The organism is Halobacillus litoralis, from assembly GCF_020524085.2.
GTDB classification, from domain to species: domain Bacteria; phylum Bacillota; class Bacilli; order Bacillales; family Halobacillaceae; genus Halobacillus; species Halobacillus litoralis_E.
Window position 1 is genome coordinate 3,622,147 of record NZ_CP129016.1, and the last position, 26,622, is coordinate 3,648,768.

Consider the following 26,622-nt stretch of genomic DNA (forward strand, 5'->3'; position numbering starts at 1 on the left):
GGGGGTCTTTAAATGAAAAAGTATTCATGGTTAATGTTCGTTCTTCTCTTCACAGTAAGCCTATTCTTGAGTGCTTGTGGTGAAAGTGGGACAAGCAGTTCCGGAGGAGAAGACGGCGGAAGTGATGGTGGCGAAGAAATGACAAACCTGACAATGGGTACAGGTAGCGTCGGAGGCGTTTACTATCCACTCGGAGGAGAAATGGCGAACCTTTTTGCAGACAATATTGACGCTGAGGGATTTGATGTTAGCTCTGTAGAATCTGGAGCTTCTGTTGAAAACATCGCCAAAATTCAATCCGGAGATTTCCAGTTGGGGATTGCCCAGAATACGACGATGATTAATGCTGTCGAAGGAATGGGTGAATTTGAAGGAAAAGATGTCGGAAATGTCGCTGTCATCGGCTCCCTTTACCCAGAAGCGCTTCAAGTGGTCACGCTTGATTCTACAGGAATTGAATCCATAGAAGACCTTAAAGGTAAAAAAGTAGCGGTCGGACCTCCAGGTGGAGCGACTCGTGAAGCTGCTGAGATGGTTCTTTCCGCTTATGGCATCGAAGAAGGCGACTATGAAGCGTTCGAAGAAGGATTTGGTGACGCGAAGAGTAAACTTCAAAACAATACAATCGACGCCTCTTTCGCAGTTGTAGGGGTTCCATCCTCAACAACTGATGAACTAGACGCGGCTACAGGAGAAGTGAAATTCCTGAACATTGAAGGGGACGCTTTAGAGGAAGTCGTTGCCAACAGTCAATACGAAGCGTACACGGTTGAACCAGGAACGTATGAGTGGCAGGAAGAGCCTGTTGAAACCATTACTGCAATGGCGCTTCTGCTCGGTTCAACAAGCCAGGTCAGTGAAGATCTAGCTTATGAAATGACGAAAACACTTTATGAAAATGCTGGTGATATGTCAATCGCTCAAGCGAAGCTGGTCACCCAAGATAGTGCTTTGACAGGTGCACAAGATCTACCGCTTCACCCTGGAGCAGAGAAGTATTTCAAAGAAGCAGGCATTTTGGAATAAAGATAGCAACCGGAACCGGACATTGTTTTTTGTCCGGTTCTTTATAGCGTTGACTTAGAGAAGAATGGAGGTAAGAGACGTGACGAAAAAAGATAACAAGGAAGTTGACAAGCAGGAAATGATGAAAAAATACGACAAAGAGAGCACATTCCGCACAAACCTCGGTCCCTGGGGTTGGGTGACTTTGATCCTTGGTAGTGCACTGACTATTTTCCAGCTTTATACCGCTTACCGTGGAGCTTATGTTTCACTCATCCAAGGTGCCATTCACCTGGGCGCGGCTCTATGCTTAGTCTATCTCCTCTATCCGATTAAATCTTCTTTGACGGGCAAACGTGGCATCCCATGGTATGATCTTATCTTTGCTGCAATCGCTCTATATGCGAACTTTTATATCATTCAAAATTATGACCGTCTCATCAATGATGCGATTATATTCGGCTTCACCTATATGGATCAATTTGTTGCAACCGCCGGCATCCTTTTGTTACTTGAAGCAACTAGGCGAGTCGTCGGACTTCCAATTGTCATCATAGCTATTGTCGCCCTGCTCTATGGCATGTTCGGGAACTTCATTCCGATCATTGGTCACGCAGGTAATGACTGGCCTACGCTCGCAACAAAGATGTTTTTCAGTTCTAGTGCTATATTTGGTATTCCGATTCAAATATCGTCGACCTATATTTTTCTATTTCTTTTCTTCGGAGTCATTCTCGTCAAAACGAACATTGGACAGTTTTTCAATGATCTAGCCCTTCGCTTAACAGGAAAATATACGGGCGGAACGGCCAAAGCTGCGGTTGCGGCAAGTGGGCTTCAAGGAATGGTAAGCGGAAGCTCTGTCGCCAATACTGTGGGCTCTGGATCGTTTACCATTCCGATGATGAAAAATGCAGGCTTCAAACCTCACTTTGCCGCAGCCTCGGAAGCTTCTGCCTCAACCGGAGGGCAGCTTATGCCGCCGATCATGGGCGCCGCAGCATTCATCATGGCATCTTATACGGGAATCCCTTATAACGAAATCATCGTCATTGCGATTGTACCCGCTCTTTTGTATTTTTCAGGGGTCTTTTTAGGCACACACTTTGAGGCAAGAAAACAAAATATCCGAGGGCTTTCAAAAGAAGAACTCCCTAAAACGAATAAACTGGTCAAACGATTGGACTTGTTCCTTCCGCTCGTCATCATTATCGGATTCCTGCTTGCAGGACGGACTCCAACGTATGCCGCTTTATTTGCTATCGTGACAGCCTTTGTAATCAGTTTTTTCCGTAAAGAAACACGCATGTCATTGAAAGGAATCATCAAATTGCTTGAAGAAGGAGCACGTGTCGCCCTCCCCGTCATCGCTGCCTGTGCGACTGCAGGAATCATTGCCGGGACAGTAACGACTACAGGCCTGGGCCCTAAAATTGCCGGAGGAATTATCGATCTTGCTCAAGGGCAGTTTTTCCTTGTCATGTTCTTCACAATGATTGCCTGTATTATTTTAGGGATGGGGCTCCCTACGACAGCCAACTATGTCGTAACCGCTACGATGGCGGCTCCAGCCTTATTAGCATTTGATGTTCCGGTTATTGCCGTTCACATGTTTGTCTTCTATTTCGGAATTGTCGCAGACATCACCCCTCCGGTTTGTCTCGCTGCTTATGCAGGAGCAGGAATTGCCGGGGCCAATCCGATGAAAGCTGGTGTAACCGCGGTAAAACTGGCAATTGCTGCGTTTATCATCCCGTATGTGTTCGTCACTAACCCGATTTTATTACTGCAGGGGGACGTCAATGCATTCAACTTATCTATCAGTGTCATCACAGCCTTATTAGGAATGGCGGCCATCAGTTCCGCCCTGATTGGATTCTTCGCCACGAAAGTCACATGGGTGGAACGAATCGCACTCGTCGCTTGTGGACTGATGCTCGTTTATCCGAATCTGATCATCTCCCTCATTGGATTAGGCGTCTTCGGAGCCATTTCTGTTTTCCAATATGTAAAAAGCAAAAAGGAGGATTCCTCAAAGCAAGAAGCTGTCGTGTGAATGAAAGCCAGGCCTTTAAATTACGAGGTCTGGCTTTTTCTTTCCAGTTTCCCTTTAAGCCATAACCCTCCCAGCTCATTAATGAAAATTGCTGTTACGATCAAAGCCACTCCCACCCACTGAGTCAAGGAAACAGATTCAGAAAGGATGATCATGGCTGAAACGATGGCCACTGGAAGTTCAATAGAACTCAAGACATTCGCAAGTCTTCCAGAAATCAACGGAGCACCCTGAGCAAAAAATAATGGAGGGATGACCGCGCCTACTAAAGCCACACCTGCACCTATGATCCACAGCTGCCCCTCTAATAGAGGAAGTGTTGGGAGGTCTTGAGCAAAAACCACCAACACAAGAACCAGCGAGCCGGTCACCATCAGCGCACTTCTTGCTATGGGGGAGGTTTTTGTCGCGACCTGTCCGCTGAAAAAGACAAAACCTGCATAAGAAAAGCCGGAGAGCAGTCCAAGCAAAAGTCCTGCTATTGGAATATCAAAAAAGCCTCCACCTATCACACCAGAGGCGCACACTACTCCAAGGAGGGTCACAACCAATGAAAGGAAATTGATCTTTGTAGGAATAACTCTTGTAAAAATCCATTCGTAAAACATTCCAATCCATACGAATTGAAATAATAGAATAATGGCAATTGATGCTGGTAAATACTGCATCGCACCATAATAAAAGATGCTGGTCAAACCAACGGATGTGCCTGTCAACATGATTTTGAAAAGATCGTTTCTGCTCGTTCCTTTCAAAGAAATCCTTTTGAAGAAACTGATTAACCATAAAAATACAAAGGCGACCACCATTTGCACTATGTTCAGTTCCCCGAGCGTATACCCTAAAGAAAAACCCGTCTTCACAAAAATCGGTGTGAACCCAAAGCTCGCAGCCCCGAAGAGAACGAGAGTCATCCCTTTCCCTTTCCCTTTCATTCGTCCCCTCCTCCTTTCCTTAGGGATTCTCATTTCATACCCTCATTTATCTATCATTCGTATTCATTAAAAAAGGCCCCTCTCTAAAAGAGCGGCCCAGTTTATGTTTCTGAATTATACGATTCTCTTAATCAATCTTCCTATCGTACGTGGAATGAATAAGAGAATATCTACGATAGTATGGATCAACGAGCGAATCATTTTCATTTTCATTCCTCCTTTATTTGATATATAAATACATACCTCAAATACAGAAGGATAAAACTCTGCAGCGCTATTTAGGGTGAAATGTCCCAAAACCAATCGAACGTCCTGATATAAATGGATAAACAGTCTTCATCTTCCTTCCCTATATCTAATGAAATTCCTTACAGGAATGGACTGAGCGGGAAAGAAAATGGATGATGGAATGATTTGATGGGTTCTTGTACTCCCTTTATCCCATACCATTATAACCTCTTCTAACTTAGTATAAATTTTCTATTACTACTAAAGTGGTATAGACAACTATAATGCAAAACCGTATGCTTGAATTATCTGAAAAAGGAGGGCATGAAATGAATAAGAAAGCTATATCCATCCTATTAACAACTGCTTTAGGTACAACGTTATTCATTCCAAATTCAAGTCTCGCAGCACCGGGACCAAGCATAGAAAAAAGGGGGAAGCCGAATGTCCATACGAACCATAGTACTGTCCATCCTGCATTCTCATGGGATCAACCAGGTCCTTCCTCACCGATCCTGCACCCTGGGTCAGTACGAGGGGCAGGCATGAGAGAAAAACCTTTACAAGAAATCGATCCTCTCTTACTGTCTGCCATAGAAGATAACGTTATGCCTGGGGCTGTAGCTCTTGTCGCAAGAAGAGGCCATATTGTTAAAGAAGATGCTTACGGATATGCCATGAAGTATGAAGACGATGAATTTACACAATCGGAAACTCCTATCCCCATGACGAAAGATACCATCTTTGATCTCGCTTCCATCAGCAAAATTTTCACTACAACAGCCGCAATGATTTTGTATGAACAGGGTGCGTTCGAATTGAATGACCCGGTCGCAAAGCATCTCCCCGACTTTTCCGTAAATGGTAAGGAAAACGTGACGATTGAGCAGCTCTTAACGCATACCTCAGGCTTTAAGCCATGGATCCCTCTTTATAAAGTTGAAGGGGACAGAAGTGATCGTTTACAACATGTCTTACAATATCCTCTCACCAATGAACCCGGATCCACCTATACTTACAGCGATTTAAATATGATTACACTGGGAGCTCTCGTCGAACGGCTCTCCAATATGCGCTTAGATGAATTTGTAGAAAAAAACATTACCACCCCATTAAATATGGAAGATACGATGTACAACCCAAGCGAGGAATTAAAACTACGTATTGCTGCAACAGAAGATCAACCTTGGACGAATCGCGGGCTTGTATGGGGAGAAGTACACGATGAAAGTGCCTGGTCACTGGATGGAGTAGCCGGTCATGCAGGTGTTTTTTCTACAGCAAACGATTTAGCCAAATTCGCGCACATGTTTTTAAATGAAGGTACGTATGGAAACCAGAAGATTCTTGAGCCTGAAACCGTCAAACTGCTTACAGAAAACCGCATCCCTCAATTTGCAGGTGATGACCACGGATTAGGATGGGAACTTCAACAAGGATGGTATATGGATGCCCTCTCTAGTCCAAGAACATATGGGCACACGGGTTACACAGGAACATCCATTGTAGTAAATCCGGAAAATGATACGATCGCTATTTTACTAACGAATCGTGTCCACCCTACAAGAGAAACGGTATCTACAAACGGGGCTCGCAGAGGATTTGCCCGAAAAGTGGCGGATGCCATACCGATCCAAATGGATAAAAAATCAACCCCGTGGTTTTCAGGATATGGGGATCAATTGGAGAACCAATTAGAGACAGAGGTAACCCTCAAAGAACCGGCCTCGCTAACGTTCCGCACATGGTTTGAAATCGAAAGTGGTTATGACTTCGGAACTCTAGAAGTATCGAAAGATGGGGAAACCTGGACAACACTGGATAGATTTACAGGCGACAGTAACGGATGGGTATCACGAAATATTGAACTACCATCAGAAACGGCACATATACGTTTCACCTATGAAACCGATAGGAGCGTCAACAACCGCGGCTGGTACATTGATGATTTAGAAATAAGCGGAAATGCCCTCGATGTGAAAAGCGATTCTTGGGAAAGACGTTCCTATTAATATTTTTTCAAAATGCAGACAAGCAGCCTCCCTTGTCTGCATTTACTTTTCCCCTTTCCTCGCCATCTGTTATATCAATTAGTTTATGATATTTAGTTGTTTTCTTTTTCCCGGAAACGGTTAAGTATCGGTATAGCCGAAAGGAGAGTGGAACATTGACAAAGCACAACAAACTAGTTCGAGATCACATCCCTAACTTATTAAGAGATTCGGGAAAAAACATCCGTACTCGAACCCTTAATAAAAAGGAGTATGATGATTCATTGAAACACAAATTGAAAGATGAAGTCGAAGAATATTTCAACACGGATGAGAATAAAGATTCCCTGACGAAACTTGCAGACCTTCTGGAAGTCATTCACGCTTTATCTTATACACACGGAGCCACAATTGAAGAACTTGAACATATTCGTCAACACCGCAGAAAAGAGCGAGGAGCTTTCTTTAATCGTACGATGCTCCTGGATATTGAAGATGAGTGACCATCTGAAAGGGAAAGCCTCATTGGCTTTCCCCTCTTTCTATTAATCAATCGGATCTTCCGCTTTTCCATAACGAATGACATCATAGATCGCCATTCCATCACTTGGCTTACCGTCTGCATTTCGATAAGGAAACAGTGAAAAGAAGATGAAATACACAGAGAAATAGGAATACTGATAGAAAAATAAATCCACAGGAAGGACTTCATGGGTGATCAATACATTCAACATCAGGATGATGCACAAATTAAATAGACTCCCGGCAAGATAGATCGACACATGTGCCCAAGTCTTGTTATAAGAAAGCTTTTCATACTGACACCAGCCCTCCATAAAGTACATACGCCTCACTTCCAAAGGCCCCACATGGAAAAGCAGTTTCCCTGTGCCTATACAGTAGCGTATTTTCCCCCCAAAAATACGGGCGACAACGACATGACCCGTTTCGTGGACCAGTGTGACGAGAGGCAAAATCAGAAAAAAATTTATGATGAACATAGGAATGTCATTCAATGTAAACATAAGTGTTCCTCCGTTAGAGTGTGAATTAAAGTTCTGAAAAAACACCTTCCCTTTTTCGTAAAAAGATAACGTAAACGCATAAAACTGCTTCCATAGGCTTAGATAGGTGACCTTTGACTGGTAGGGCTCGGTTCATCGCCATACGCTTCACGAAAGGATAGAAGTCCGCCCCCTCACTTGGACAGTATATAAACTTACCTTCCGGCTGTTTCGCTCTCCTTCTCTCGCTAACACCTTCATTTAAAAACAACCGTGGTAGCCTTCCCTGCAAATGTTTGTAAAATTTCAACATTCCTCATACTGTTGTTTAACAACTCAATTTCGAGTATGATAGGAATAGCGATTTTTTTTAAAGAGGAGCGTATTTATGAAACGATCCATTTACGGATTGACGTTTGACCAACTGACTGATTGGCTTATAGATCATGGTGAGAAAAAGTTCCGCTCCAAGCAAGTGTGGGACTGGCTCTACCAAAAGCGTGTGACAGACTTTTCACAGATGAAAAACGTGAATCAATCATGCATCGATGTTCTCGAAGAACATTTTACGATTGAGACACTTTCTGAAGAAATAAAACAAGAATCAAAGGACGGGACCGTCAAGTTTCTATTTAAATTGGATGATGGGAACGTCATAGAGACGGTTCTGATGCGCTTCAATTACGGGTTGTCCGTATGTGTAACGACACAGGTCGGCTGCAACATTGGTTGTTCCTTCTGTGCCAGTGGAATCCTGCGCAAGAGCCGAGATCTTTCCAGCGGCGAAATTGTAGAGCAGATCATGCAAGTCCAACAACACCTGGATAAACAAGGAAACGACGAACGTGTCAGCCACATTGTAGTCATGGGAATTGGTGAACCATTCGATAACTACGACAACTTGATCGACTTCTTAAAAGTTGTAAACGATCAAAAAGGACTGTCCATCGGAGCGCGTCACATTACCGTTTCCACTAGTGGAATTGCGCCGAAAATGTATGAGTTTGCTGATGAAGGCATCCAGATTAACCTGGCTCTTTCCATTCACGCACCAAACAATGAACTACGTACTCAAATCATGAAAATCAACCGAGCCTACCCGCTCGAAAAATTGATGCCTGCCATTGATTATTATCTTGAAAAGACGAACAGACGGATTACCTTCGAGTACATTTTACTCAAGGACGTCAATGACCATAAGAAGGAAGCGGAAGAGCTTGCGGAATTGTTGAAGGATAAACGACACTTATCCTACGTCAACTTGATCCCATACAACCCTGTCGCTGACCACCCTTATGAGCGAAGTGAAAAAGAAGCGATTCTTACGTTCTATCAAACCTTGATGGACCGTGGAATTAAATGCGGGGTTCGTACGGAGCATGGTACCGACATCGATGCCGCCTGCGGACAGTTGCGCAGTAAGCAGATTGAAAAAGAAAAAGCACGCAAAAAGAAAAAGATGCAAACAAACTAAAAAGCATGAGGCTCCGGCCTCATGCTTTTTTTAATCCTTGTAACTTTCTTCTATATAGCCGGTCATCTCTTTAACGTTCAATTCCTGTCCCCTTACCAACTGCTGAAAAATCAATGGCCAAGACTTTCTCACTTTGAGCAACGGCTGTTAAAATTTTCGAAGATTCATATTCGTAGGCGAAAGTGTGAAGAGTGTCGAACAACCGGTCATAATCTGTAAAGAAAATAAAAGACTCCTTGTCTCTAAAGTGGTCAAACATTTCCGAATGAGAGCCATGCTTATCCCCAGCGTTTTAACTGCACGTTCCTCTGCAAAGACCCCTGTATCCCACTGCGATTTTTCCTTCCAGACCTTCTTCTTGAAAATGATTTTAGGACCGTCCTCGTCCTATCATTTTATTCTCTTAATTGATTGTTTTAAAAAATACGGAAAAAATGGTTTTATTTGTAAAAATATTGGAAATAGAAGAATATACAAAAATATCCAAGGGGTGATGGAAATCTATCTAAAAAGGAGTTTTTTCCAGAATGAAAAAAATCTTATCTGTGTTGTTCCTTTTGACTTTAACCTTTGGCAGTGCAGGAGTCGTAAGTGCAGATAGCCATGACGGAGACAAAGATTGCAGCGACTTTGATTCTACAGCAGAAGCAGAACAATATTGGGAAGAAAATGGATACGACGAAAACAACGATCCAGATGGACTGGACCGTGATAAAGATGGTACCCCATGTGAAAGCTTAGGTGGCAGCTCTTCAGATGATAGCTCTAGTGATTCAGATGCATCAGATGATGAAGCCATGGAAGATTCTGAGGAAAGCGGAACTCAAGAGGAATCCTCTGACGAAGAAGGTGGAGAGCTTCCAGAGACCGCGGCGCCTTATGCTACATATGCGTTACTCGGGTTGGGGCTGTTTCTATTGAGTGGTGGCCTGTTGTTTGTACGGAAAGAAAATTAAATCATATTGACCATCCCCCTCTTAAGCGAGCCATTTTGGTTCGCTATTTCTTTGCAGAGGAGCACCTTGTCCAATCTTTAGATAAAAAAAGATCTATCCTTTTATAGGATAGACCTTTTTTATTTCTGAGCTAAACCATGCATAATGAAGTCAATCGTATGATCAATTTCCTTATCGTCATCCCAGTTTAATTCAGGTGCAATAATAAAACGGGTGACCAGAAATCCGAGTACGGAAGAAATAATCATACGTATGATGGAGGCATTGGGTATTTCTACAAGTTTCCCATTTTCCTTCAATTGATTCAAAGCTTCTTCAAATTTCGGGAAAACCTCTTCAAGAAATACTTCTTGAAATTTTTCCTGCAGCTCAGGATGAAATGCCATTTCCTGAATGACAATACGCAAAAGCGGTGCGTTCTCCTTGGCAAATTCAAACCGATTCTTCAAAAGAGTGCGCAATAAACCTTCTAATCCTTCAGGAGGCTCTTCAAAGACTTTACTGGCAAAATGAGAAGCAAAAAACGGCAGAGTGAACTTCGTCATAAATGGCGTCACGATAGAGATCAAGAGTTCTTTTTTTCGTTTTATAGTGACGAAAAATCGTCCCCTCCGCCACATTCGCCTTAGCCGCAATTTCACTGGTGGAAGAAGAAGCGTACCCCTTTTCTGCAAAAATCTCTACGGCCGCTTTTAAAATTTGTTCTTGTTTCGGTGTTAACTTCCGATCTTCCTCTGTGGTTTGCTCTAAAGTCTCCACCCATTTCTTAAAATCAGTCATTCATCCATCCTCCTCAGGCGTTCCTTGTACCATTATAAACGCCGATGCTTCTTCAATGCGAATATGTTCAATGTCGTGAATAACACCGTAAACCCAAGCAGAATATAAATTTCCATTTGGATTTCCGCTAAAGAAGCATCGCGCAGCATAATCCCTCTCATCGCTTCTGCCCCATACGTTAAAGGCATCATATCTCCGATGATCTGCACCCATGTTCCAAGGCCTTCTGTCGGGAATAAACCGGAAAAGAACACTTGAGGGACAATGACCAAAGGAATGAACTGAATCATCTGAAACTCATTCTTAGCAAATGCTGAGACCAATGTACCCAGGCTTAGAGCCGCTAGAGCTAGTAAAATGGTGATGATGAGCACATATAGGAAATTCCCTTCCATGAAAACCCCCCAGGATGTAAATGGAAAACGACGCGATGATTAGAGACTGAACAATGGTGAACAACCCAAATCCTGCGAGATAACCGAACACGATTTCAGACCGTCTGATTGGTGTAGCCAACAACCTTTCCAATGTGCCCTGTGTGCGTTCTCTTAAAAAAGAAACCCCGCCCACTATAAATACGAAGAAAAAGACAAAAAAACCGATGAGGACAGGTCCTACGTAATCAAATAACCCCAGATCCTCTGACCCATGGTAATACTCTACGTCCACCATGTTTTGCTGATCCTCCCGTAGGGATTGCAATTCTTTTTGTATTGCGCCTGCAGTGTTTGGGTTACTTCCCTCAAGAAGCAGTGATATTTCCTTATCCTCAAAATATAACACAGCGTCCAAAGTCCCTTCCTCCAGCTTCTCTTCTGCTTTAGAAGAAGACAGCGTTTCAACAACAAGGGTGTCAGACGACAATTTTTGAAGTATGGGTTCTGGAACGTCTACGGCTCCTAATTCCAGGTTGGATTGATCATGATCCAATACCATCCACATCAATGACAAAACAAGGAGCGGCGCTACCACCATAAGGGCTACACTTCTTTTATCCCTCCGAAACTGGAGAAGGATTCTTTTCATTACATGCAAGGTATTCATTTAGTTTCACCTCCATAATGCAAGAACACGTCTTCAATAGACTTCACATTTACTTCCTCTTTTAACTTCTCAGGGGTATCCATGGCAATCACTTTTCCGTTTCTGAGAAGAGCCAGGCGATCACACTTCTCCGCCTCGTCCATGACATGCGTGGTCACAATAATCGTGACGCCCTTTTTCTTCAAATCATAAAGTTCATTCCAAATGGACTGCCGTAAAACAGGGTCAATTCCAACGGTAGGCTCATCAAGGATTATCAGTTCTGGTTCATGAACAAGAGCTGCAGCTAATGATAACCGCCTTTTCATCCCCCCTGAAAAAGTTTCAACCGGCTGTTTTGAGGAGGATGACAAGTCAACCATTTCAAGCACCTCTTTTATTCTTTCTTTTCTCTTTTTTTTAGGCAACTTGTAGATGGAAGCAAAAAAATCAAGGTTCTCCCATGCCGTCAATTCTTGATATAAAGCATCAGATTGTGCCATAAACCCATACCTTTTCATTTGCTCGAGGTCGGGCATGGATACCCCGTTAAGAAGAATAGATCCTTTTGTCGGCTGTAAAATCCCCGCGATTAATTTAACAAGCGTTGTCTTTCCAGCACCTGAGGGACCGAGGAGACCGAAAATTTCACCTTTCTGAATAGTAAAATCTACATAATCAATGATCGTTACCTTGCCAAACCGATGCATGATTTCACTTAATTCCACCACTTTTTCCAATTCAATTCCCCCTTTAATGAGTGATTACTCACATACATTATACTCCACCTCTAGAATTTGTAAAGTGAGTAATCACTCATATTAACTATTTATATTAAGAACATCAATTGCGAATGCCGCTTAATCAACGATGTAAGCTCAACCAAAAAAGACCAAGCCCAGGTGGCTCAGTCCTTTACCTTTTCTTCTTTTTTCTCCAGAAAATACTTCACACCAGCGACCGTTCCGATTCCATACAAAGCGTACTTTAACCCTTCGACCGTTGCTGCGGGAGAGATACCTTGCTGCCAATAGGAAAATGCAACCCCTAAGACTACAGCGAGGATAGGAATGTACCTGTTCGGCACACGTCTCGTCTGCCTCATTGCATACAACAATACAGCGAGTCCTAAATACGGAGTGAAGTCGATCATGAAATCCATGGGTATATCTCCTTTTATAATGATAATTAGAGCTTATTCCATGTTATTCATGATGCAGAAGTTTAATTACTTCTGCCCAACAAACGAGGTCTCGCCCCAATAAGGGACGAGACCTCATCTCTTTTTAAGAAATGAAAGACTTTGGACCAAAGGCTTTCTCGACTTCTATATAATCCAGCCCATGGGCGTCTGCAACTTCACGATATGTTACACATCCATTGACAACGTTAATCCCCTTTAGTAAGGCGGCGTTTTCCATGCATGCTTTTTGAAAACCTTTATTCGCAATCTGAATAGCATAAGGAATCGTAACATTCGTCAGTGCAAGTGTTGACGTTTGCGGAACGGCTCCAGGCATGTTGCCAACCGCATAATGGACAACCCCATATTTCACATAGGTCGGATCATCATGTGTTGTGACGTGGTCGACCGTTTCGACGATGCCACCCTGATCGACCGCAACATCTACGATGACACTTCCACGACTCATCGACTTCACCATCTCTTCAGTCACAAGTTTTGGAGCTTTGGCTCCTGGAATCAAAACCGCACCGATGACCAAATCAGACTCCCTGACAGCTTCACTCAAATTCAATGGATTCGACATGAGCGTATTGATAGAGGAACCGAATATATCATCCAGCTGCCTGAGTCGATCTGGACTGAGATCGATCATCGTCACATCTGCGCCTAACCCGATGGCGATTTTTGCAGCATTCGTCCCTACAACGCCACCTCCGATTATCGCAACTTTCCCACGCTTCACCCCCGGCACTCCGCCGAGTAGAATGCCTTTGCCGCCATGGGTACGCTCTAAATATTGCGCACCTTTTTGTGTTGCCATCCTACCAGCCACTTCACTCATGGGTGTAAGCAAAGGGAGAGATCCATTTTCTGCTTGAACCGTTTCATAAGCAATAGCGACCACTTTTTTCTCTGCCAATGCTTTTGTCAATTCTTCATCTGCCGCAAGGTGCAAATACGTGAATAAAATTAATCCCTCATAAAAGTAACCGTACTCCTCCGCCAGAGGCTCTTTGACTTTCAAAACCATTTGCTGGGCCCATGCCTCCGCAGCAGCACCTACTATTTTCACTCCGACTTCTTCATATTGTTGATCAGAAAATCCAGAGCGCTCCCCGGCTTTCGACTCTAAAAAAAACTTCATGTCCTTCATTGATTAGATTAACCGCACCAGCAGGAGTGATCGCTACGCGGTTTTCATTATTCTTAATCTCTTTCGGTATCCCTATCTGCATTCCAGGTAACCTCCTATCAAGGTCATATCGACTGAATCGCCTCTACCACGGTATCGAGCAAGAAAGTCAACTCCTCTTCTTCAATAGACAAAGGTGGGGACAATGTAATGACATTATTGAAGCCAGCCACTGTCATCCCGTTTTTGCCAATCAGTATCCCTTTGTTTTTACAATAGGCGATGATCTGATTAACTTTCTCCACAGCTAATGGGTCCTTCGTTTCTTTGCTTTCCACCATTTCGATACCGATGAGCAATCCCTTTCCTCTCACATTACCCACATGGTTATGGTTTTGAAGACGCGTGTTCAAATCATTTCTTGCTGCCTCACCTAATTCACGTGAACGCTCAAACAAGTTTTCTCTTTCCATAATTTCAATATTCTTGAGGGCAACCGCACATGCCGCCGGATGACCACCGAAGGTATTGATGTGACGGAAGAAGTCATACGTATCGTCACCACAAAAGGCTTCATACACTTCCCGTTTGACTGCTGTTGCTGAAAGAGGAAGATAAGCACTCGTAATCCCTTTTGCCATCGTAATGATATCAGGCTTTACTCCATAGTTCATAAAACCGAACGGCTTACCCGTACGTCCGAATCCACAAATCACTTCATCTACGATCATAAGGGCTCCATGTTTTTCACAAATGGCTTGAACCTCTTTCATATACTGCTCAGGCGGTACGATCACACCACCACCTGTAATGATCGGCTCCATGATCACTCCAGCAATCGACTCACTATATTCCCATGTCATCACATCATCGATTTCCTTTGCTCCCCATTGATCTTTTTCACTATGTTCATTCCGATACTCATCAGGGGGTGCGACATGTAAAAAACCGAGGCCAAGTGGTTCATACTTATATTTCCTCTGTGCTTGGCCAGTGGCAGCTAACGCGCTTGTGGAATTTCCATGATAAGCTCGATACCTTGAAATGAACTTCGTGCGGTAATGGTCTCCTTTTTGCTGATGATATTGACGTACCATTTTAAACGCCGCTTCATTCGCTTCCGATCCACTGTTTGAGAAAAAAACAACATAGTCATCCCCAAGCAGCTGATTGATTTTTTCTCCTAATTGAATTGCTGCTTCATGGCTTTGAGTAAGCGGCGTATAAGATAGATCCTTGATCTGTTCATAAGCTGCTTTCGCAAGCTCTTCTCTCCCATATCCCACGTTCACACACCATAATCCTGACATCGCATCCAAGAACCGGTTACCGTCTATATCGGTGATCCAGGAACCTTTCGCACTTTTCGCCACCATTGTTGCATCAGGGTTATAAGGTTTCATGGAGTGCCATACGTACTTTTCGTCTTTTGAAAGCAATTCACTTTTTACATCAGCTTTAGTCAACGGAGATTCCTCCTCAATGATCTTTTGTTAGAATTATCTTAATTATCTAACATTTGAGGTGCGCTTTCATTAGACATTATGTCAAACAGTCATCTCCCCACTTTCACATAATGACAAGAGCGCTATTCAACAATCTGGCAGGATTGTTGAATACTCAGTTTAGAGATGTTTCCGGGGTTCGTTGCTATGTTGGGCGTCAGGGGAAACTACTCACTTTCCTGCGGGGATGGGAATAGGGAACTTTAATGGGAAAAGGGGGATAAAAAAACACTTATTCAAAAGGTCAGAATAAGTGTTTAAGGAAAGCGGTTAGGTAACGGCTCTTTGATATTCATGAGCAAGAAGCGCAAATTCGATGACCTGCCGTTTTTCACATTCCATGAAGTCAGGTCCGAGCAGTTTTTCTAACTTCTCCAGACGATGATATAAGGTCTGACGAACTACAAAAACTTTGGAAGCGGTTTCTTTTTTAGATCCGTTGCACGCCAAATAGACCCTTAATGTCTCAAGGAGGTTGGTGTTATTCTTTTCATCATACTTGATAATCGGTTCTAAGTACTCTTCGACCAATCCATCAAGGTTACTGTGCTGATGGACGAGTGAAATCAATCGGTACATGTGTAAGTCATCGTAAAAAAATTTAGACTGATTTTCGGGAAGCTTCTCCTGCAAAGTTAAGGTCTCCTGGGCGGTTTGAAAACTTTCATGCAACTTGGATAGTTCCTTGACGTATTTACCACCTGCAATCTGAAAAGATGAAATACTAGAATCATTCAACAGGCTAATTTTCTGTAGCCTTACGACCCCGCGTTTGATCCTTTCCTTCCAATCTTCTGCTTCTTTTCTGTTTAAAAGAATAAAAGTAAGCTGATGTCGCTTCTCTACTGGAAAAACATAATACCCGTTCTGGTCAAAGATATTATGGATGAGCATATTCATATAAGTGACGTCAGGGTTGGATTTCTGTCTGTCCACCATATTCAACTTAATGGTAAGTACAATAGCGCCTTTTACGGATTTATCCAGTTTGTAAATGGCAAGTCTGTCACGAATCTCTTCTTCTTCATGCTCTCCCTGCAACCACTCTGTTAACCATTCCGTTTCTTTTGCTTTTCTCTTCTCTTCCGTATAAAGTTCTCTTAACAAGTATTGCGCAAGGGCAGTCCCCGTTCGATCCAATAATAAAGATTCGAATTCACCAAACTCTCTACGGTTGGACAATAAGTAAATATTCGCAAATTCCCGATCAAATACTTGGACCGGCTGTTTTAAAACTCTTCTCGATCCAGTGTTCGGCTTGCTCAGCTCCATCAATACTTGCTCGCGTTCTTTCTCTCTCAAGGCTGGGATCGTGACGACCGTATGATCCTTGGCAATATAGACGAGCTGGCAATTCACATATTGCTGCAAATTTTTTAGGATCTCAAAGTAGTTATCAATCGATAGCAACCGTTTATTCAGCCGCTGCGAATAATCTTCTAAATTCGTAATGAATTCGTATTGCTGATTGATGAGATCCGCATGAATATCTTGGGTAATTTCCACAAAAGAAACTTCTTCCCGGAATAAGATGATTGGAAAATCGTGGGCTTCCGCATAATCGATCGCTTCTTGGCTTATGTAATCTACGAAACTCCCGATTTCGATACAGATTCCGGCTACTTCTTTTTCAATTAGTTGTTTTAATAAGTGGATAAAAAGCTCATGGTCATCCTTCCAGCCAAAACCTGTCGAAAGGACAAGCTCTCCACCTTTCAAGTTCTTTCTCACTTCGATCATCTCATAAACGTGAACCCATTTGACCAGCCGGTCGACGCCTTTCCCACCAGCAATTACTTCTGCAGAAGCGAAGTGGTCCCTTTTCAGGATGTTTTCAATCGACATGTGTTCGTTCATTGAATGACCCCTCTTTTAAAGTACAACAATTTTTCAGAAAAATCTAATAGATTGTGAGATTTTCTAACAAAAAAGTTTAATAGTCCTAGTGAATCTAACACATACCTTAAGCTTCAACAATATTCAACAAACTTTCAGGATTGTTGATGACTTGATTTCGAGGTTTTTGTGGGTGTTTAGGGGCTACGGGAAAAGGTTCGCTTTCCATGGGGGCGGGCGCTGAGCCTCCTCAGGCTACGCCTTCCGGGGTCTCACCTGTCCCGCACATCCCATAGGAGTCTCACCGTTTCCCTCCACCCCTTTATCAAATGAGATTATCGAAATCTCTAATAGTAACCTGCCCAGTTTTGTTGTGAATTCCTGCTTAAAATGCATCGTTTAGGAATTTTAACCATAAAAGTTCCTATTACTGGAAGGTAGTTTCGAGAACCCCTTCCGGCAAGTGGGCGGAGGGGAATGGGGAGACTCCTGCGGGAAGAGAGTGCTTGGTGAGACCCCACATGACGCAGTCCGAGGAGGCTCACCGCGCTCCCGCGGAAAGCGAGCTATTCCCCGTAGCCCCCATCCACTCAACAAAAGTATCGAAACTGAGCCTTCAAGTAAAGGGAGCTTATGTGGAAGATGAAGAAGAAATAGAAAAAGAGGATGGGCAGATAGCCAATCCTCTTTTTTTCTATTTCACACTCTGTTTTTTCTGTTGTTGGACTAGAATGGTAGAGAAATACTTCCTTGTATCAGGGTGCAGGATATGAAGCCTTTCCTTTTCACTTTTATCCGATTCGTTTCCTTTATATTGGAATTCGACGAATGCCCCACTTAAATTTTCAGTGACTCCGCTAATGACATAGCCCTGTTCCAATAAAAAATCGATTTTTTCGCGTTCTGCTTCAAATTCGCGATGGTCAGACATTTCAATTCCTCCTTGTTAAGCATCTATTTTTCGAGTGGATCCTTCTGTACCTGTCTTACGCCCAAGCTTTTCTTCTACAAATTTTTCTCCGATGACCCAGTCCCGACCCACGGTTAGGCCCAGATATTCATCATCACTTGGATTATCAATTTCTGCCTGGGGATGCTTTTTGAAATACCAATGTTTGGCTAATAAGTAATAACACAAGGCGCCTACGCCAAACCCGACGAAGAAAGAATAGGTGGAGAACGTGTAAGCGAAGGCACTTCCGATCACCCATGAAATGATGCCAGCCCAGTTGACTCCTCCGTCATAGCGGAATTGCCCCCCTTGTTTATACAAATCGTAGACGTTCATTCTCCGCTTTCTCAATAAATAGTAATCGGCAAAAATGATGCCTACGATGACAGATAGAATCGCTGCGGCAATCAGCAATACCGGAATCAATAAGTTGAAAATACTCCAGGGCTGAATGACTGTTCCTACAAGACCTGCAATGAAGACGCCAGCCCAGAATGGCAGCTTCGGTCCGCCGACATTGGAAAAGATCGTAGCCGCAGGAACGATGTTAGCCGACACGTTCGTCGACCACTGAGCGAGAACGATCATTAATAGAAGGATACCTAAGACAAGTCCACTTGCTGATTCCTGTAAAGCGACGACAGGGTCAAAGTTGGAGACAGCAATGTAAGAGACGGCACCAAGAACCACGATGAATGTTTGTGTCAAAGGCAGTGCTACAAGGCTTCCTACGAGAGCCCCTTTGTTTCTTTTCACCCAATTACGTTCCAATTTCGGTGCTTTAATAAAACGGGAGATGGAAGCTATATCAGCTGCGAGCGTTGACCAATATCCCATATTCCCAACAACGACGACAACAAAAGCTGTAAAAGCTGCTCCTCCGGTCACAGGGCTTTCCACCCAGCTCCATATGTCTTTCCCCTGTTCAGAAGCTGTTCCTGCAAGAGTGAAATACATCCATACTCCAATCAAAATGATGATCGGGGCAGCCAAGTCAGCGAACTTCTCTACCGCTTTGATCCCTAATGCCGTGTTGAATAATTGGAATAAAGCAAAAAGAATATAACAAACGAACCAATTATCAAAACCGAATAAAATGTTTAAAATTCCATTAATAGCGGTTGAACCGAAGAACGTATTAATACCAAACCACATGGATGCAGCAACCCCGCGCACAACAGATGGAAAATGGGTACCTATCGTACCAAAAGGGGCTCTCATGTAAACTGGGAAAGATATCCCATGTTCGATTCCAATATCGGCCGTCGCAGAAATGGCAAGACCGATTAAAATCGTTCCCAACAATGTACCAAGAACCACCCAGATCAAAGATATTTCCTGAACACCCGCTCCACCTATAGCAAAAGCTGCCAGTACGACAGCCATTCCGACCCACATGAATGAAAAACCCAGGGTACTGATTTTTTTCTCTTTGTGAGGAATGGGCATTAAATCAGGGGACATTAAATGATTTGTCTTTTTGTCCATATTTTGGACTCCTCCTACCTATACCTGTTTTTTAAAAGGCTGCCTGGCTTTCATTGAAGCGAGGCAGCCTACAATCCATGGCAATCGGACAGGTTACTTCTGATAAAGTTCTTCTTTGGAGGATGTCAGTTCCCCGTAACGGGAACGTTTCAAATAATTTCCTTTGCCAAGTTTACCGACAAATTCTTTGTTCTTAATGACATAGTCACCACGGGAAAGAACACTGACCGGCTGTCCAGTCACTTTCATTCCTTCAAAAGGATTGTAATCGGCAGCCATGTGACTGGTTTCTACGGATATCGTGCGTTCTACAGTCGGGTCGAAAATGACGATGTCCGCATCTGCGCCGACCGAAATCGTTCCTTTTTGCGGGAACAATCCGAATGTCTTGGCAATTTTCGTAGACGTAATATCTACGAACTCATTCAGTGAAATTCTTCCTTTCTTCACCCCTTCAGAGAAAAGGATACTGACGCGATCTTCGATGATCGGTCCACCGTTCGGGATCTTCGTGAAGTCCCCTTTACCTAAGTCTTTCTGACCTTTAAAGTCAAAGGAGCATTGATCGGAACCAAGCGTTTGCAGATCTCCTGTCTTAAGCGCCTTCCATAACACTTCATGGTGGTGCTTTTCACGAAGTGGTGGAGACCACACATATTTCGCACCTTCGAAGTCTGGCTTTTCTAAGTAACTTTGATCGAGGACCAGGTATTGTGGACACGTTTCCCCTGTAACGTTGTATCCCTTTTTACGAGCTTTTGCAATCGCTTCGACCGCTTGTTCACAAGTCACGTGGACGACATACAGCTGAGAATCAGCAAGTCCCGTCAATTCTGCTGCACGCCCCCGTCGCTTCACCCTCTACTTCTGGAGGACGCGTCAACGCATGGTAGATTGGATCTGTTTGTCCAGCTTCCAATGCTTTATTTACTAAATGATCGATCACATCCCCATTTTCTGCGTGGACCATGACTAAAGCGCCCAGTTTTTTCGCTTGTTCTAATGTACGGAAAAGGGTGCCGTCATCTGCCTGGAAAACATTTTTATAGGCCATGAAAACCTTGAATGAGGTTATCCCTTCATCTTCTATGACACTTGGGAGCTGCTCGAGAACATCCTCGTTCATTTCACCAATCATCAAATGGAAACTGTAATCGATGACGGATTTATCCTTTGATTTCGCGTGCCACTGGTCAATGGAATTTTGTAGTGGCTTTCCTTTGTCTGTCAGACAGAAATCGATGACTGTGGTCGTTCCACCGTGCGCAGCCGCAATCGTACCTGTTTCAAAATCATCCTTACTGACTGTTCCTCCAAAAGGCATTTCAAGGTGCGTATGCGGATCTATTCCTCCTCGGAATATGTAGTTTCCTTCCGCATCTACGACTTCCGCTGCTGGATCGGTCAAGTCTTGACCAATCAGGACAATTTTTTCATTTTCGATAAGAATATCTGCTTTGTACGTATCTGCGGCCGTCACAATCGTTCCGTTTTTGATGATTTTCTTCATCTTATCCCTCCATACCAATTATTTGATTAAATTCACATCACAAGAAGAGGCTGCACCAATGGCTGCTTGTCTTTCATTCCATGTCATCGGTGGCTTTCCATTCGCATACTCGACCATGTCAATCGCGCCATCAACTGGGCATACGATGCTGCAGAGGTTACACCCTACACAATCTTCTTCACGTACTTTCAAAATGTCGTTACCATCGGCATCCTTCAACATGTCGATACACTGGTGAGAAGTATCTTCACACGCGATATGACACTTATTACAGTTGATGCACACATCGTTATTGATTTGAGCAACAACTTGGTGATTGAGGTCCAAATTGCCCCAGTCGCTGTACTTCTCGACAGACTTGCCAACAAGATCCATCACAGAATCAATGCCTTTTTCATCAAGATAATTGTCGAGGCCATCGACCATATCCTCAATGATGCTGAATCCGTGGTGCATCGCAGCTGTACAGACTTGGACACCTGTTGCGCCCATCAGCATGAACTCAACCGCTTCTCTCCAGCTCGATACCCCGCCCATTCCGGAAATCGGAACATTGATTTTCGGATGACGGGCACATTCAGCCACCATGTTCAATGCAATTGGCTTAACGGCAGGACCACAATATCCACCGTGGGCTCCTTTTCCAGCTACGTTCGGAATCGTATCCCATGAATCGATATCGACCCCAGCTAGACTGTTAATCGTGTTAATCATACTGACTGCATCCGCGCCGCCATTAACGGCTGCTTCTGCTGTGAAAGTAATGTCGGTAATATTCGGTGTGAGTTTTACGATGACAGGCGTTTGCGCGACTTCTTTCGCCCACATCGTCTGCTTCTCAACAAGCTCTGGAAACCTGGCCGGAGGCTGCCCCCCATGCCGCGTTCCGCCATCCCGTGTGGACACCCGAAGTTCAACTCCAGTCCATCCACCCCGACATCTTCGACACGTTTGACAATTTCATGCCATTTTTCCTGAGTCGGTTCAACCATCAATGAAGCAATGATTGCATGGTCTGGAAACCGTTTTTTCGTTTCGTAAATTTCCTTCAAGTTCACTTCTAATGGACGGTCTGTGATCAGCTCAATATTATTGAAACCAGCCACTTGTTTTCCGTTAAACCCTACGGCAGCAAAACGAGAGGATACGTTTAAAATCGGTTCACCCAATGTTTTCCAAACGGCACCACCCCACCCCGCTTCAAATGCGCGCTGGACCTGATAGCCTGAGTTTGTTGGAGGTGCAGACGCGAGCCAATATGGATTCGGTGATTTAATTCCTGCTAAATTCAAACTTAAGTCAGCCATGTATGTTCCTCCTTGTTGAAAGATTTGTAGGCGTTCGTCGGTTCAGGTGCCAGTTGTTTGTGGATCGCCATCGCCGCCTCTTTTCCTTGCTGAGCAGCTGTCACGACCATCGCTTCTCCCTGACCTTTGGCAAAAATGACATCTCCCGCTGAAAAAACTTTCGGGTTCGATGTTTGCAATGTTTCTGAATCGACTGTGACAACGCCACCTTCATGATCCAGTCCAAACCCTTCAATAAGATCGGTATAACGACTTTGTCCAATCGCTTTAATGACAGCGTCCACTTTCATCTCAAATTCAGAGTTTTCAACAGGAGATGGTCGGCGTCGTCCATCTGCATCCGGATCACCGAGGGCCATCTTCACGCATTTTAAATGAGTGACTTTCCCGTTTTCATCACCAATGATTTCAACAGGTTGTGTGAGCCAGTTGAATTCGACATCATCCTGCTTCGCGAAGTCATATTCAAACTCATAAGCGGTCATTTCATTCCTTGTCCGGCGATAGACGATCTTTACATCGCCAGCACCTTTTCGAGCAGCACAAGTCGCTGCATCAATAGCTGTGTTACCAGCTCCGACTACGACGACATTTTTCCCAAGGAGCTCGTCGGTGATCGGTCCGGATTTCGTACTTTTCACAAAATCAATCGCGTCATGCACACCCTCCAGATCCTCTCCATCAATGCCGAGCATCGGAACATTCCCCATTCCGATTGTCAAAACAATCGAATCATACTCATTGGTCAACTCTTCAAAAGAAACATCTGTGCCTACACGCGTATTGGTGCGGATTTCAACATCCAGTTTCTCGACTTGGTCGACTTCCCACCGAGAAATATCCTGTGGAAGACGGAAAGAAACAATCCCGTAGGTATCCAGACCACCTGCTTCAGCTTCGGCTTCAAAAATCGTTACGTCATAACCGAACCTTGCGAGTTCCCTGGCTGCCGACAACCCGGCAGGTCCTCCGCCTACAACCGCAACTTTTTTCCCATTTTTCTTGCCAGGCTTGAACAATAATTGTTCGTTTTTGATGGCCCAGTCTGTGGCAAATCGTTGTAAATCTCCGATTAAGATCGGTTCAGTGGAATGGTTCAAAACACAGGCGCCTTCGCACAACTCTTCGGTCGGACAAACACGGGCGCAAGTCGCACCGACAGGGTTGGACGACATAATGGTCGTAGCCGATCCTTTCAAGTTCCCAGATGCGATTTTTTTAATGAATTTCGGTATATCGATCCCTGTCGGACAAGCCTGGATACAAGGAGCATCGTAACAATACAAACAACGGTTTGATTCTTCCATCGCTTCCTGAGCATTCAGCCCGTCATGGACTTCCTCGAAGTTCACCTTCAAATTTTCTAATGAAATTCCTTTGCTCTTTAACTGGGTCAAGGTGTTTCCCTCCTTTAATAAAAGAGAGGCTTTTGGATAGGCCTCTTAATAAAAAAGTTCCACATAGAGAAAATGGTTCATTTTCTTTTGCTCTATGCAGAACTTCTACTTTGTGTCTGATGGATAGGTTTTAAGGGAGAAGCTCAACCATGTTTTCGTAAGTTTCAGGACGGCGGTCGCGATAGAACTGCCATGTGTCACGGACTTCACGGATAAACTTCTTGTCCATTTCTGCAACGAGGACTTCGTCTTGATCACGGCTGGCGGTTGCAACGAAGTTTCCGCGTGGGTCGACAAGATAAGACTGTCCATAAAATTCACCCATGTTCCAAGGGCCTTCATAACCGACACGGTTAATAGCGCCAAGGTAATACCCATTCGCTACGGCATGAGCAGGCTGCTCAAGTTTCCATAGGTACTCAGAAAGTCCAGCTACAGTTGCTGATGGGTTAAAGACCACTTCTGCCCCGTTCAAACCTAGCAATCTAGCACCTTCAGGGAAGTGGCGGTCATAGCAGATATAAACACCGACTTTGGCAAAGGCCGTATCGAATACTGGATAGCCGAGATTCCCTGGCTTGAAGTAATATTTTTCCCAAAAACCGTGCCCTTTGTCCCCTACAGCTACTTGAGGAATATGATGTTTACGATATTTTCCTAGATAAGAGCCATCTGCATCAATGACCGCCGCTGTATTGTAGTACGTCGAAATTCCCTCTTTTTCATAGATAGGTAGAACAATGACGACACCTAACTCCTTGGCAAGCTCCTGCAAACGTATCGTCGTCGGACCATTTGGAATTTCTTCTGCGGAATCGTACCACTTCGGGTTTTGCTCCGAGCAAAAATATGGACCATAGAAGATTTCCTGAAGGCAGATGATCTGCGCCCCTTTTTCTGCTGCTTCTTTTACTAGTTTGATATGCTTTTCTATGGAATGTTGTTTGTGAACCTCTACAGGCTCACTTCCATCCACATCATGTGAAGCCTGGATCAAACCTATTTGGACTTTATCAGACACTATAATTCCTCCTTATGTAATCCTTTTTGTAGTGCGTTCACACCGAAATCAAATTCCCCAAGAATATGATTTCTTCCTCTTCGTTCACCTCCTATTATTGAATTTTCTTTATTTACTGAATTTTTAAATAACTATTTTCACTTTACATTAAAAATTGAAAAATTCCATTATACATAATGTTAAATGTTACATTCTTTGTTTAGATTTTTTGTAAGATTGGCAGGAAATTTGTGGATCAAATAGTGGGAAGTGTGCGCGAAATATGTGAATCCCGCGCACTTATAAAATTAATACCAGCGTTGAGTCAGCATTTTACGCTTCGTATAGAAGTTGAGTCCATCTTTACCGTTGGCATGGAGATCGCCATAGAAGGACTTCTTATTTCCAGAGAACGGGAAGAACGCCATTGGGGCAGGAACGTTGACGTTGACACCGAGCATTCCGGCATCCATCTCTTCTCTGAACTGTTGAACCGCTTTTCCGCTTGTCGTGTAAATAACAGCACCATTGGCGAATTCAGATTTGTTGGCCGTTTCGATCGCTTCGTCAAGTGAATCGGCACGAACAATACTAAGAACAGGAGCAAAAATCTCATCTTTCCAGATCTTCATTTCATCGGTAACATAATCAAAAATCGTCGCACCAAGGAAATACCCGGACTCATTCTCACGAAGTTCTACTCGACCATCACGGACGAGCTTCGCATTATCCTGTTCCCCGGCTTCAATATAGCCGAGAACACGCTCACGGTGGGAGTCACGAATTAATGGCCCAAGATTGGTTTCCTGATCTAAACCATTTCCTACATTTAACTGGTCAGCCGCTTCTTTTAATTTAGCGACAAGATCGTCAGCTACATCTCCGACTGCTACGACTACAGAACAAGCCATGCAACGCTCTCCTGCGCTTCCGAAAGCGGCATTGATGATACCTTCTACCGACTTGTCTAAGTTACAGTCCGGAAGTACGATGGAGTGGTTTTTTGCTCCAGCGAGCGCTTGAACTCTCTTGCCGTGGTTAGCGGCCGTTTTGTAAACGTATTCCGCAACAGGCTGAGAACCAACGAAGGAAATGGCGTCGACTTCGTCATGCTCAAGTAATCCGTTTACAACATCATGGGCACCATTAACAACGTTGAGGACACCTTTCGGAAGACCCGCTTCATGAATCAACTCGACGAGCATCTTCGCAAGGATTGGAGTACGTTCGGATGGTTTCAATACAAATGTATTCCCACAAACGATCGCGAGCGGGAACATCCACAATGGCACCATCATTGGAAAGTTGAATGGTGTGATTCCACCGACGACACCGACCGGATAGCGATACATTCCAGAGTCGATTCCTTCCGCAATATCGGGAAGAACGTCGCCCATCATAAGACTTGGTGCACCAGCTGCGAATTCTACACATTCAATGCCGCGCTGTACTTCACCTGTCGCATCTTTCATCGTTTTTCCATTTTCCTGTGTGAGGGCTTTCGCAAGCTCTTCACGATTTTCTACCAACAACTGATGGTACTTGAACATTACTCTGGCACGCTTTGGTACCGGAACCTTTTTCCACGTCTTGAATGCCTCTCTCGCTGATTGGACTGCTTTATCTACATCCTCTTTTGATGAAATGGGAACTTGGGCAATGATCTCTCCTGTCGCAGGATTGGGTACTTCCTCCACTTGCCCGCTTTCCGACGAAACCCACTCGCCACCAATGAAGTTCTGAATCGTTACCTGGTTCTTTTTTGAGAAAGTTGTCTCCATTTTTTCACCTCTACTCGTAGATTCTGTTCCTTTACACCCTTCAAATATATTATAAATTCAGAAAATTTCTACATCA

21 protein-coding genes and 3 pseudogenes are annotated in these 26,622 nt (G+C 43.9%); 6 read left to right on the plus strand and 18 right to left on the minus strand.

The genetic code is table 11. The annotated features are described in order from the left end of the window. Positions 1–12 precede the first annotated feature (12 nt). A complete protein-coding gene (locus LC065_RS18585; RefSeq protein ID WP_226588215.1) occupies positions 13–1,026 on the plus strand; it encodes a TAXI family TRAP transporter solute-binding subunit in 1,014 nt (337 codons plus the stop codon). A gap of 64 nt (positions 1,027–1,090) precedes the next feature. Beyond that, complete coding sequence (locus LC065_RS18590) at positions 1,091–3,061, plus strand: TRAP transporter permease (RefSeq protein WP_226588213.1); 1,971 nt, start codon at positions 1,091–1,093, stop codon at positions 3,059–3,061. Positions 3,062–3,081: 20 nt separating this feature from the next. Here the strand turns inward: LC065_RS18590 and LC065_RS18595 are convergent, their stop codons facing one another. Beyond that, a complete protein-coding gene (locus LC065_RS18595; protein WP_226588211.1) occupies positions 3,082–3,996 on the minus strand; it encodes an EamA family transporter in 915 nt (304 codons plus the stop codon). A gap of 557 nt (positions 3,997–4,553) precedes the next feature. Here LC065_RS18595 and LC065_RS18600 point away from each other — a divergent pair. Together LC065_RS18600 and LC065_RS18605 are read left to right on the plus strand one after the other, a co-directional pair. Continuing rightward, positions 4,554–6,236 (plus strand): serine hydrolase domain-containing protein, encoded by a 1,683-nt coding sequence (locus tag LC065_RS18600; protein ID WP_306163624.1) that lies wholly within the window; start codon positions 4,554–4,556, stop codon positions 6,234–6,236. 155 nt (positions 6,237–6,391) lie between these two features. Beyond that, positions 6,392–6,718, plus strand: a complete 327-nt coding sequence (locus tag LC065_RS18605; protein ID WP_226588206.1) for a nucleoside triphosphate pyrophosphohydrolase — start codon at positions 6,392–6,394, stop codon at positions 6,716–6,718. A 42-nt stretch (positions 6,719–6,760) separates the two neighbouring features. Here the strand turns inward: LC065_RS18605 and LC065_RS18610 are convergent, their stop codons facing one another. Beyond that, complete coding sequence (locus LC065_RS18610) at positions 6,761–7,240, minus strand: site-2 protease family protein (protein WP_306163625.1); 480 nt, start codon at positions 7,238–7,240, stop codon at positions 6,761–6,763. A 367-nt stretch (positions 7,241–7,607) separates the two neighbouring features. Here LC065_RS18610 and rlmN point away from each other — a divergent pair, with 367 nt between their 5' ends. Together rlmN and LC065_RS18620 are read left to right on the plus strand one after the other, a co-directional pair. Next, a complete protein-coding gene (gene rlmN / locus LC065_RS18615) occupies positions 7,608–8,693 on the plus strand; it encodes a dual-specificity RNA methyltransferase RlmN (RefSeq protein WP_226588202.1) in 1,086 nt (361 codons plus the stop codon). 527 nt (positions 8,694–9,220) lie between these two features. After that, positions 9,221–9,649, plus strand: a complete 429-nt coding sequence (locus LC065_RS18620) for an excalibur calcium-binding domain-containing protein (RefSeq protein ID WP_226588200.1) — start codon at positions 9,221–9,223, stop codon at positions 9,647–9,649. A gap of 119 nt (positions 9,650–9,768) precedes the next feature. Here the strand turns inward: LC065_RS18620 and LC065_RS20625 are convergent, their stop codons facing one another. The 16 genes and pseudogenes from LC065_RS20625 to LC065_RS18690 form a co-directional block, all read right to left on the minus strand. Further along, a complete protein-coding gene (locus tag LC065_RS20625) occupies positions 9,769–10,194 on the minus strand; it encodes a TetR/AcrR family transcriptional regulator C-terminal domain-containing protein (RefSeq protein ID WP_371933370.1) in 426 nt (141 codons plus the stop codon). Continuing rightward, the gene (locus LC065_RS20630) at positions 10,148–10,429 is read right to left on the minus strand and encodes a TetR/AcrR family transcriptional regulator (protein WP_371933371.1); all 282 of its coding nucleotides are present in this window, start codon (positions 10,427–10,429) and stop codon (positions 10,148–10,150) included. Before LC065_RS20630 ends, LC065_RS20625 begins: the two co-directional genes overlap by 47 nt. Positions 10,430–10,461: 32 nt before the next feature. Further along, a pseudogene (locus LC065_RS18630) lies at positions 10,462–11,473 on the minus strand (ABC transporter permease). Continuing rightward, positions 11,470–12,162, minus strand: a complete 693-nt coding sequence (locus tag LC065_RS18635; RefSeq protein ID WP_226591599.1) for an ABC transporter ATP-binding protein — start codon at positions 12,160–12,162, stop codon at positions 11,470–11,472. The pseudogene LC065_RS18630 and the gene LC065_RS18635 overlap by 4 nt, the downstream one beginning before the upstream one ends. A gap of 197 nt (positions 12,163–12,359) precedes the next feature. Continuing rightward, positions 12,360–12,614: a phage holin family protein gene (locus LC065_RS18640; RefSeq protein ID WP_226588194.1), complete on the minus strand. Its 255-nt coding sequence runs from the start codon at positions 12,612–12,614 to the stop codon at positions 12,360–12,362. A gap of 124 nt (positions 12,615–12,738) precedes the next feature. Then, positions 12,739–13,873: pseudogene (gene ald, locus LC065_RS18645) on the minus strand (alanine dehydrogenase). Positions 13,874–13,895: 22 nt separating this feature from the next. Next, positions 13,896–15,236 carry an aspartate aminotransferase family protein gene (locus LC065_RS18650; RefSeq protein WP_226588190.1) on the minus strand — a complete coding sequence of 447 codons (1,341 nt, stop codon included), beginning with the start codon at positions 15,234–15,236 and terminating at the stop codon, positions 13,896–13,898. Between the two features lie 309 nt (positions 15,237–15,545). Continuing rightward, on the minus strand, positions 15,546–17,132 hold the full coding sequence (locus LC065_RS18655) for a PucR family transcriptional regulator (RefSeq protein WP_226588188.1): 1,587 nt from the start codon (positions 17,130–17,132) through the stop codon (positions 15,546–15,548). A gap of 673 nt (positions 17,133–17,805) precedes the next feature. Beyond that, the gene (locus LC065_RS18660; protein ID WP_160912088.1) at positions 17,806–18,042 is read right to left on the minus strand and encodes a hypothetical protein; all 237 of its coding nucleotides are present in this window, start codon (positions 18,040–18,042) and stop codon (positions 17,806–17,808) included. 15 nt (positions 18,043–18,057) lie between these two features. Continuing rightward, on the minus strand, positions 18,058–19,551 hold the full coding sequence (locus LC065_RS18665) for an NCS1 family transporter (protein WP_226588185.1): 1,494 nt from the start codon (positions 19,549–19,551) through the stop codon (positions 18,058–18,060). Between the two features lie 93 nt (positions 19,552–19,644). Beyond that, a pseudogene (gene hydA, locus LC065_RS18670) lies at positions 19,645–21,061 on the minus strand (dihydropyrimidinase). A gap of 18 nt (positions 21,062–21,079) precedes the next feature. Then, positions 21,080–21,967 (minus strand): NAD-dependent dihydropyrimidine dehydrogenase subunit PreA, encoded by an 888-nt coding sequence (gene preA / locus LC065_RS18675; protein ID WP_371933372.1) that lies wholly within the window; start codon positions 21,965–21,967, stop codon positions 21,080–21,082. Continuing rightward, the gene (locus LC065_RS20635) at positions 21,850–22,368 is read right to left on the minus strand and encodes a tRNA-dihydrouridine synthase (RefSeq protein WP_371933373.1); all 519 of its coding nucleotides are present in this window, start codon (positions 22,366–22,368) and stop codon (positions 21,850–21,852) included. The genes preA and LC065_RS20635 overlap by 118 nt, the downstream gene beginning before the upstream one ends. Beyond that, a complete protein-coding gene (locus LC065_RS18680; RefSeq protein WP_226588181.1) occupies positions 22,356–23,765 on the minus strand; it encodes an NAD(P)-dependent oxidoreductase in 1,410 nt (469 codons plus the stop codon). Before LC065_RS18680 ends, LC065_RS20635 begins: the two co-directional genes overlap by 13 nt. A gap of 130 nt (positions 23,766–23,895) precedes the next feature. Next, on the minus strand, positions 23,896–24,786 hold the full coding sequence (locus LC065_RS18685; RefSeq protein WP_306163626.1) for a nitrilase-related carbon-nitrogen hydrolase: 891 nt from the start codon (positions 24,784–24,786) through the stop codon (positions 23,896–23,898). A 287-nt stretch (positions 24,787–25,073) separates the two neighbouring features. Further along, positions 25,074–26,546, minus strand: coding sequence for a CoA-acylating methylmalonate-semialdehyde dehydrogenase (locus tag LC065_RS18690; RefSeq protein ID WP_226588179.1), 1,473 nt, complete (start codon positions 26,544–26,546; stop codon positions 25,074–25,076). Positions 26,547–26,622: the final 76 nt, after the last annotated feature.

Coding starts and splice junctions, on each gene's coding strand:
- LC065_RS18585 (WP_226588215.1), top strand. CDS start 13: ATGAAAAAGTATTCATGGTTAATGTTCGTTCTTCTCTTCACAGTAAGC.
- LC065_RS18590 (WP_226588213.1), top strand. CDS start 1,091: ATGGAGGTAAGAGACGTGACGAAAAAAGATAACAAGGAAGTTGACAAG.
- LC065_RS18595 (WP_226588211.1), bottom strand. CDS start 3,996: ATGAAAGGGAAAGGGAAAGGGATGACTCTCGTTCTCTTCGGGGCTGCG.
- LC065_RS18600 (WP_306163624.1), top strand. CDS start 4,554: ATGAATAAGAAAGCTATATCCATCCTATTAACAACTGCTTTAGGTACA.
- LC065_RS18610 (WP_306163625.1), bottom strand. CDS start 7,240: ATGTTTACATTGAATGACATTCCTATGTTCATCATAAATTTTTTTCTG.
- rlmN (WP_226588202.1), top strand. CDS start 7,608: ATGAAACGATCCATTTACGGATTGACGTTTGACCAACTGACTGATTGG.
- LC065_RS18620 (WP_226588200.1), top strand. CDS start 9,221: ATGAAAAAAATCTTATCTGTGTTGTTCCTTTTGACTTTAACCTTTGGC.
- LC065_RS20625 (WP_371933370.1), bottom strand. CDS start 10,194: ATGACGAAGTTCACTCTGCCGTTTTTTGCTTCTCATTTTGCCAGTAAA.
- LC065_RS20630 (WP_371933371.1), bottom strand. CDS start 10,429: ATGACTGATTTTAAGAAATGGGTGGAGACTTTAGAGCAAACCACAGAG.
- LC065_RS18635 (WP_226591599.1), bottom strand. CDS start 12,162: ATGCATCGGTTTGGCAAGGTAACGATCATTGATTATGTAGATTTTACT.
- LC065_RS18640 (WP_226588194.1), bottom strand. CDS start 12,614: ATGGATTTCATGATCGACTTCACTCCGTATTTAGGACTCGCTGTATTG.
- LC065_RS18655 (WP_226588188.1), bottom strand. CDS start 17,132: ATGAACGAACACATGTCGATTGAAAACATCCTGAAAAGGGACCACTTC.
- LC065_RS18660 (WP_160912088.1), bottom strand. CDS start 18,042: ATGTCTGACCATCGCGAATTTGAAGCAGAACGCGAAAAAATCGATTTT.
- LC065_RS18665 (WP_226588185.1), bottom strand. CDS start 19,551: ATGGACAAAAAGACAAATCATTTAATGTCCCCTGATTTAATGCCCATT.
- LC065_RS20635 (WP_371933373.1), bottom strand. CDS start 22,368: ATGGCTGACTTAAGTTTGAATTTAGCAGGAATTAAATCACCGAATCCA.
- LC065_RS18690 (WP_226588179.1), bottom strand. CDS start 26,546: ATGGAGACAACTTTCTCAAAAAAGAACCAGGTAACGATTCAGAACTTC.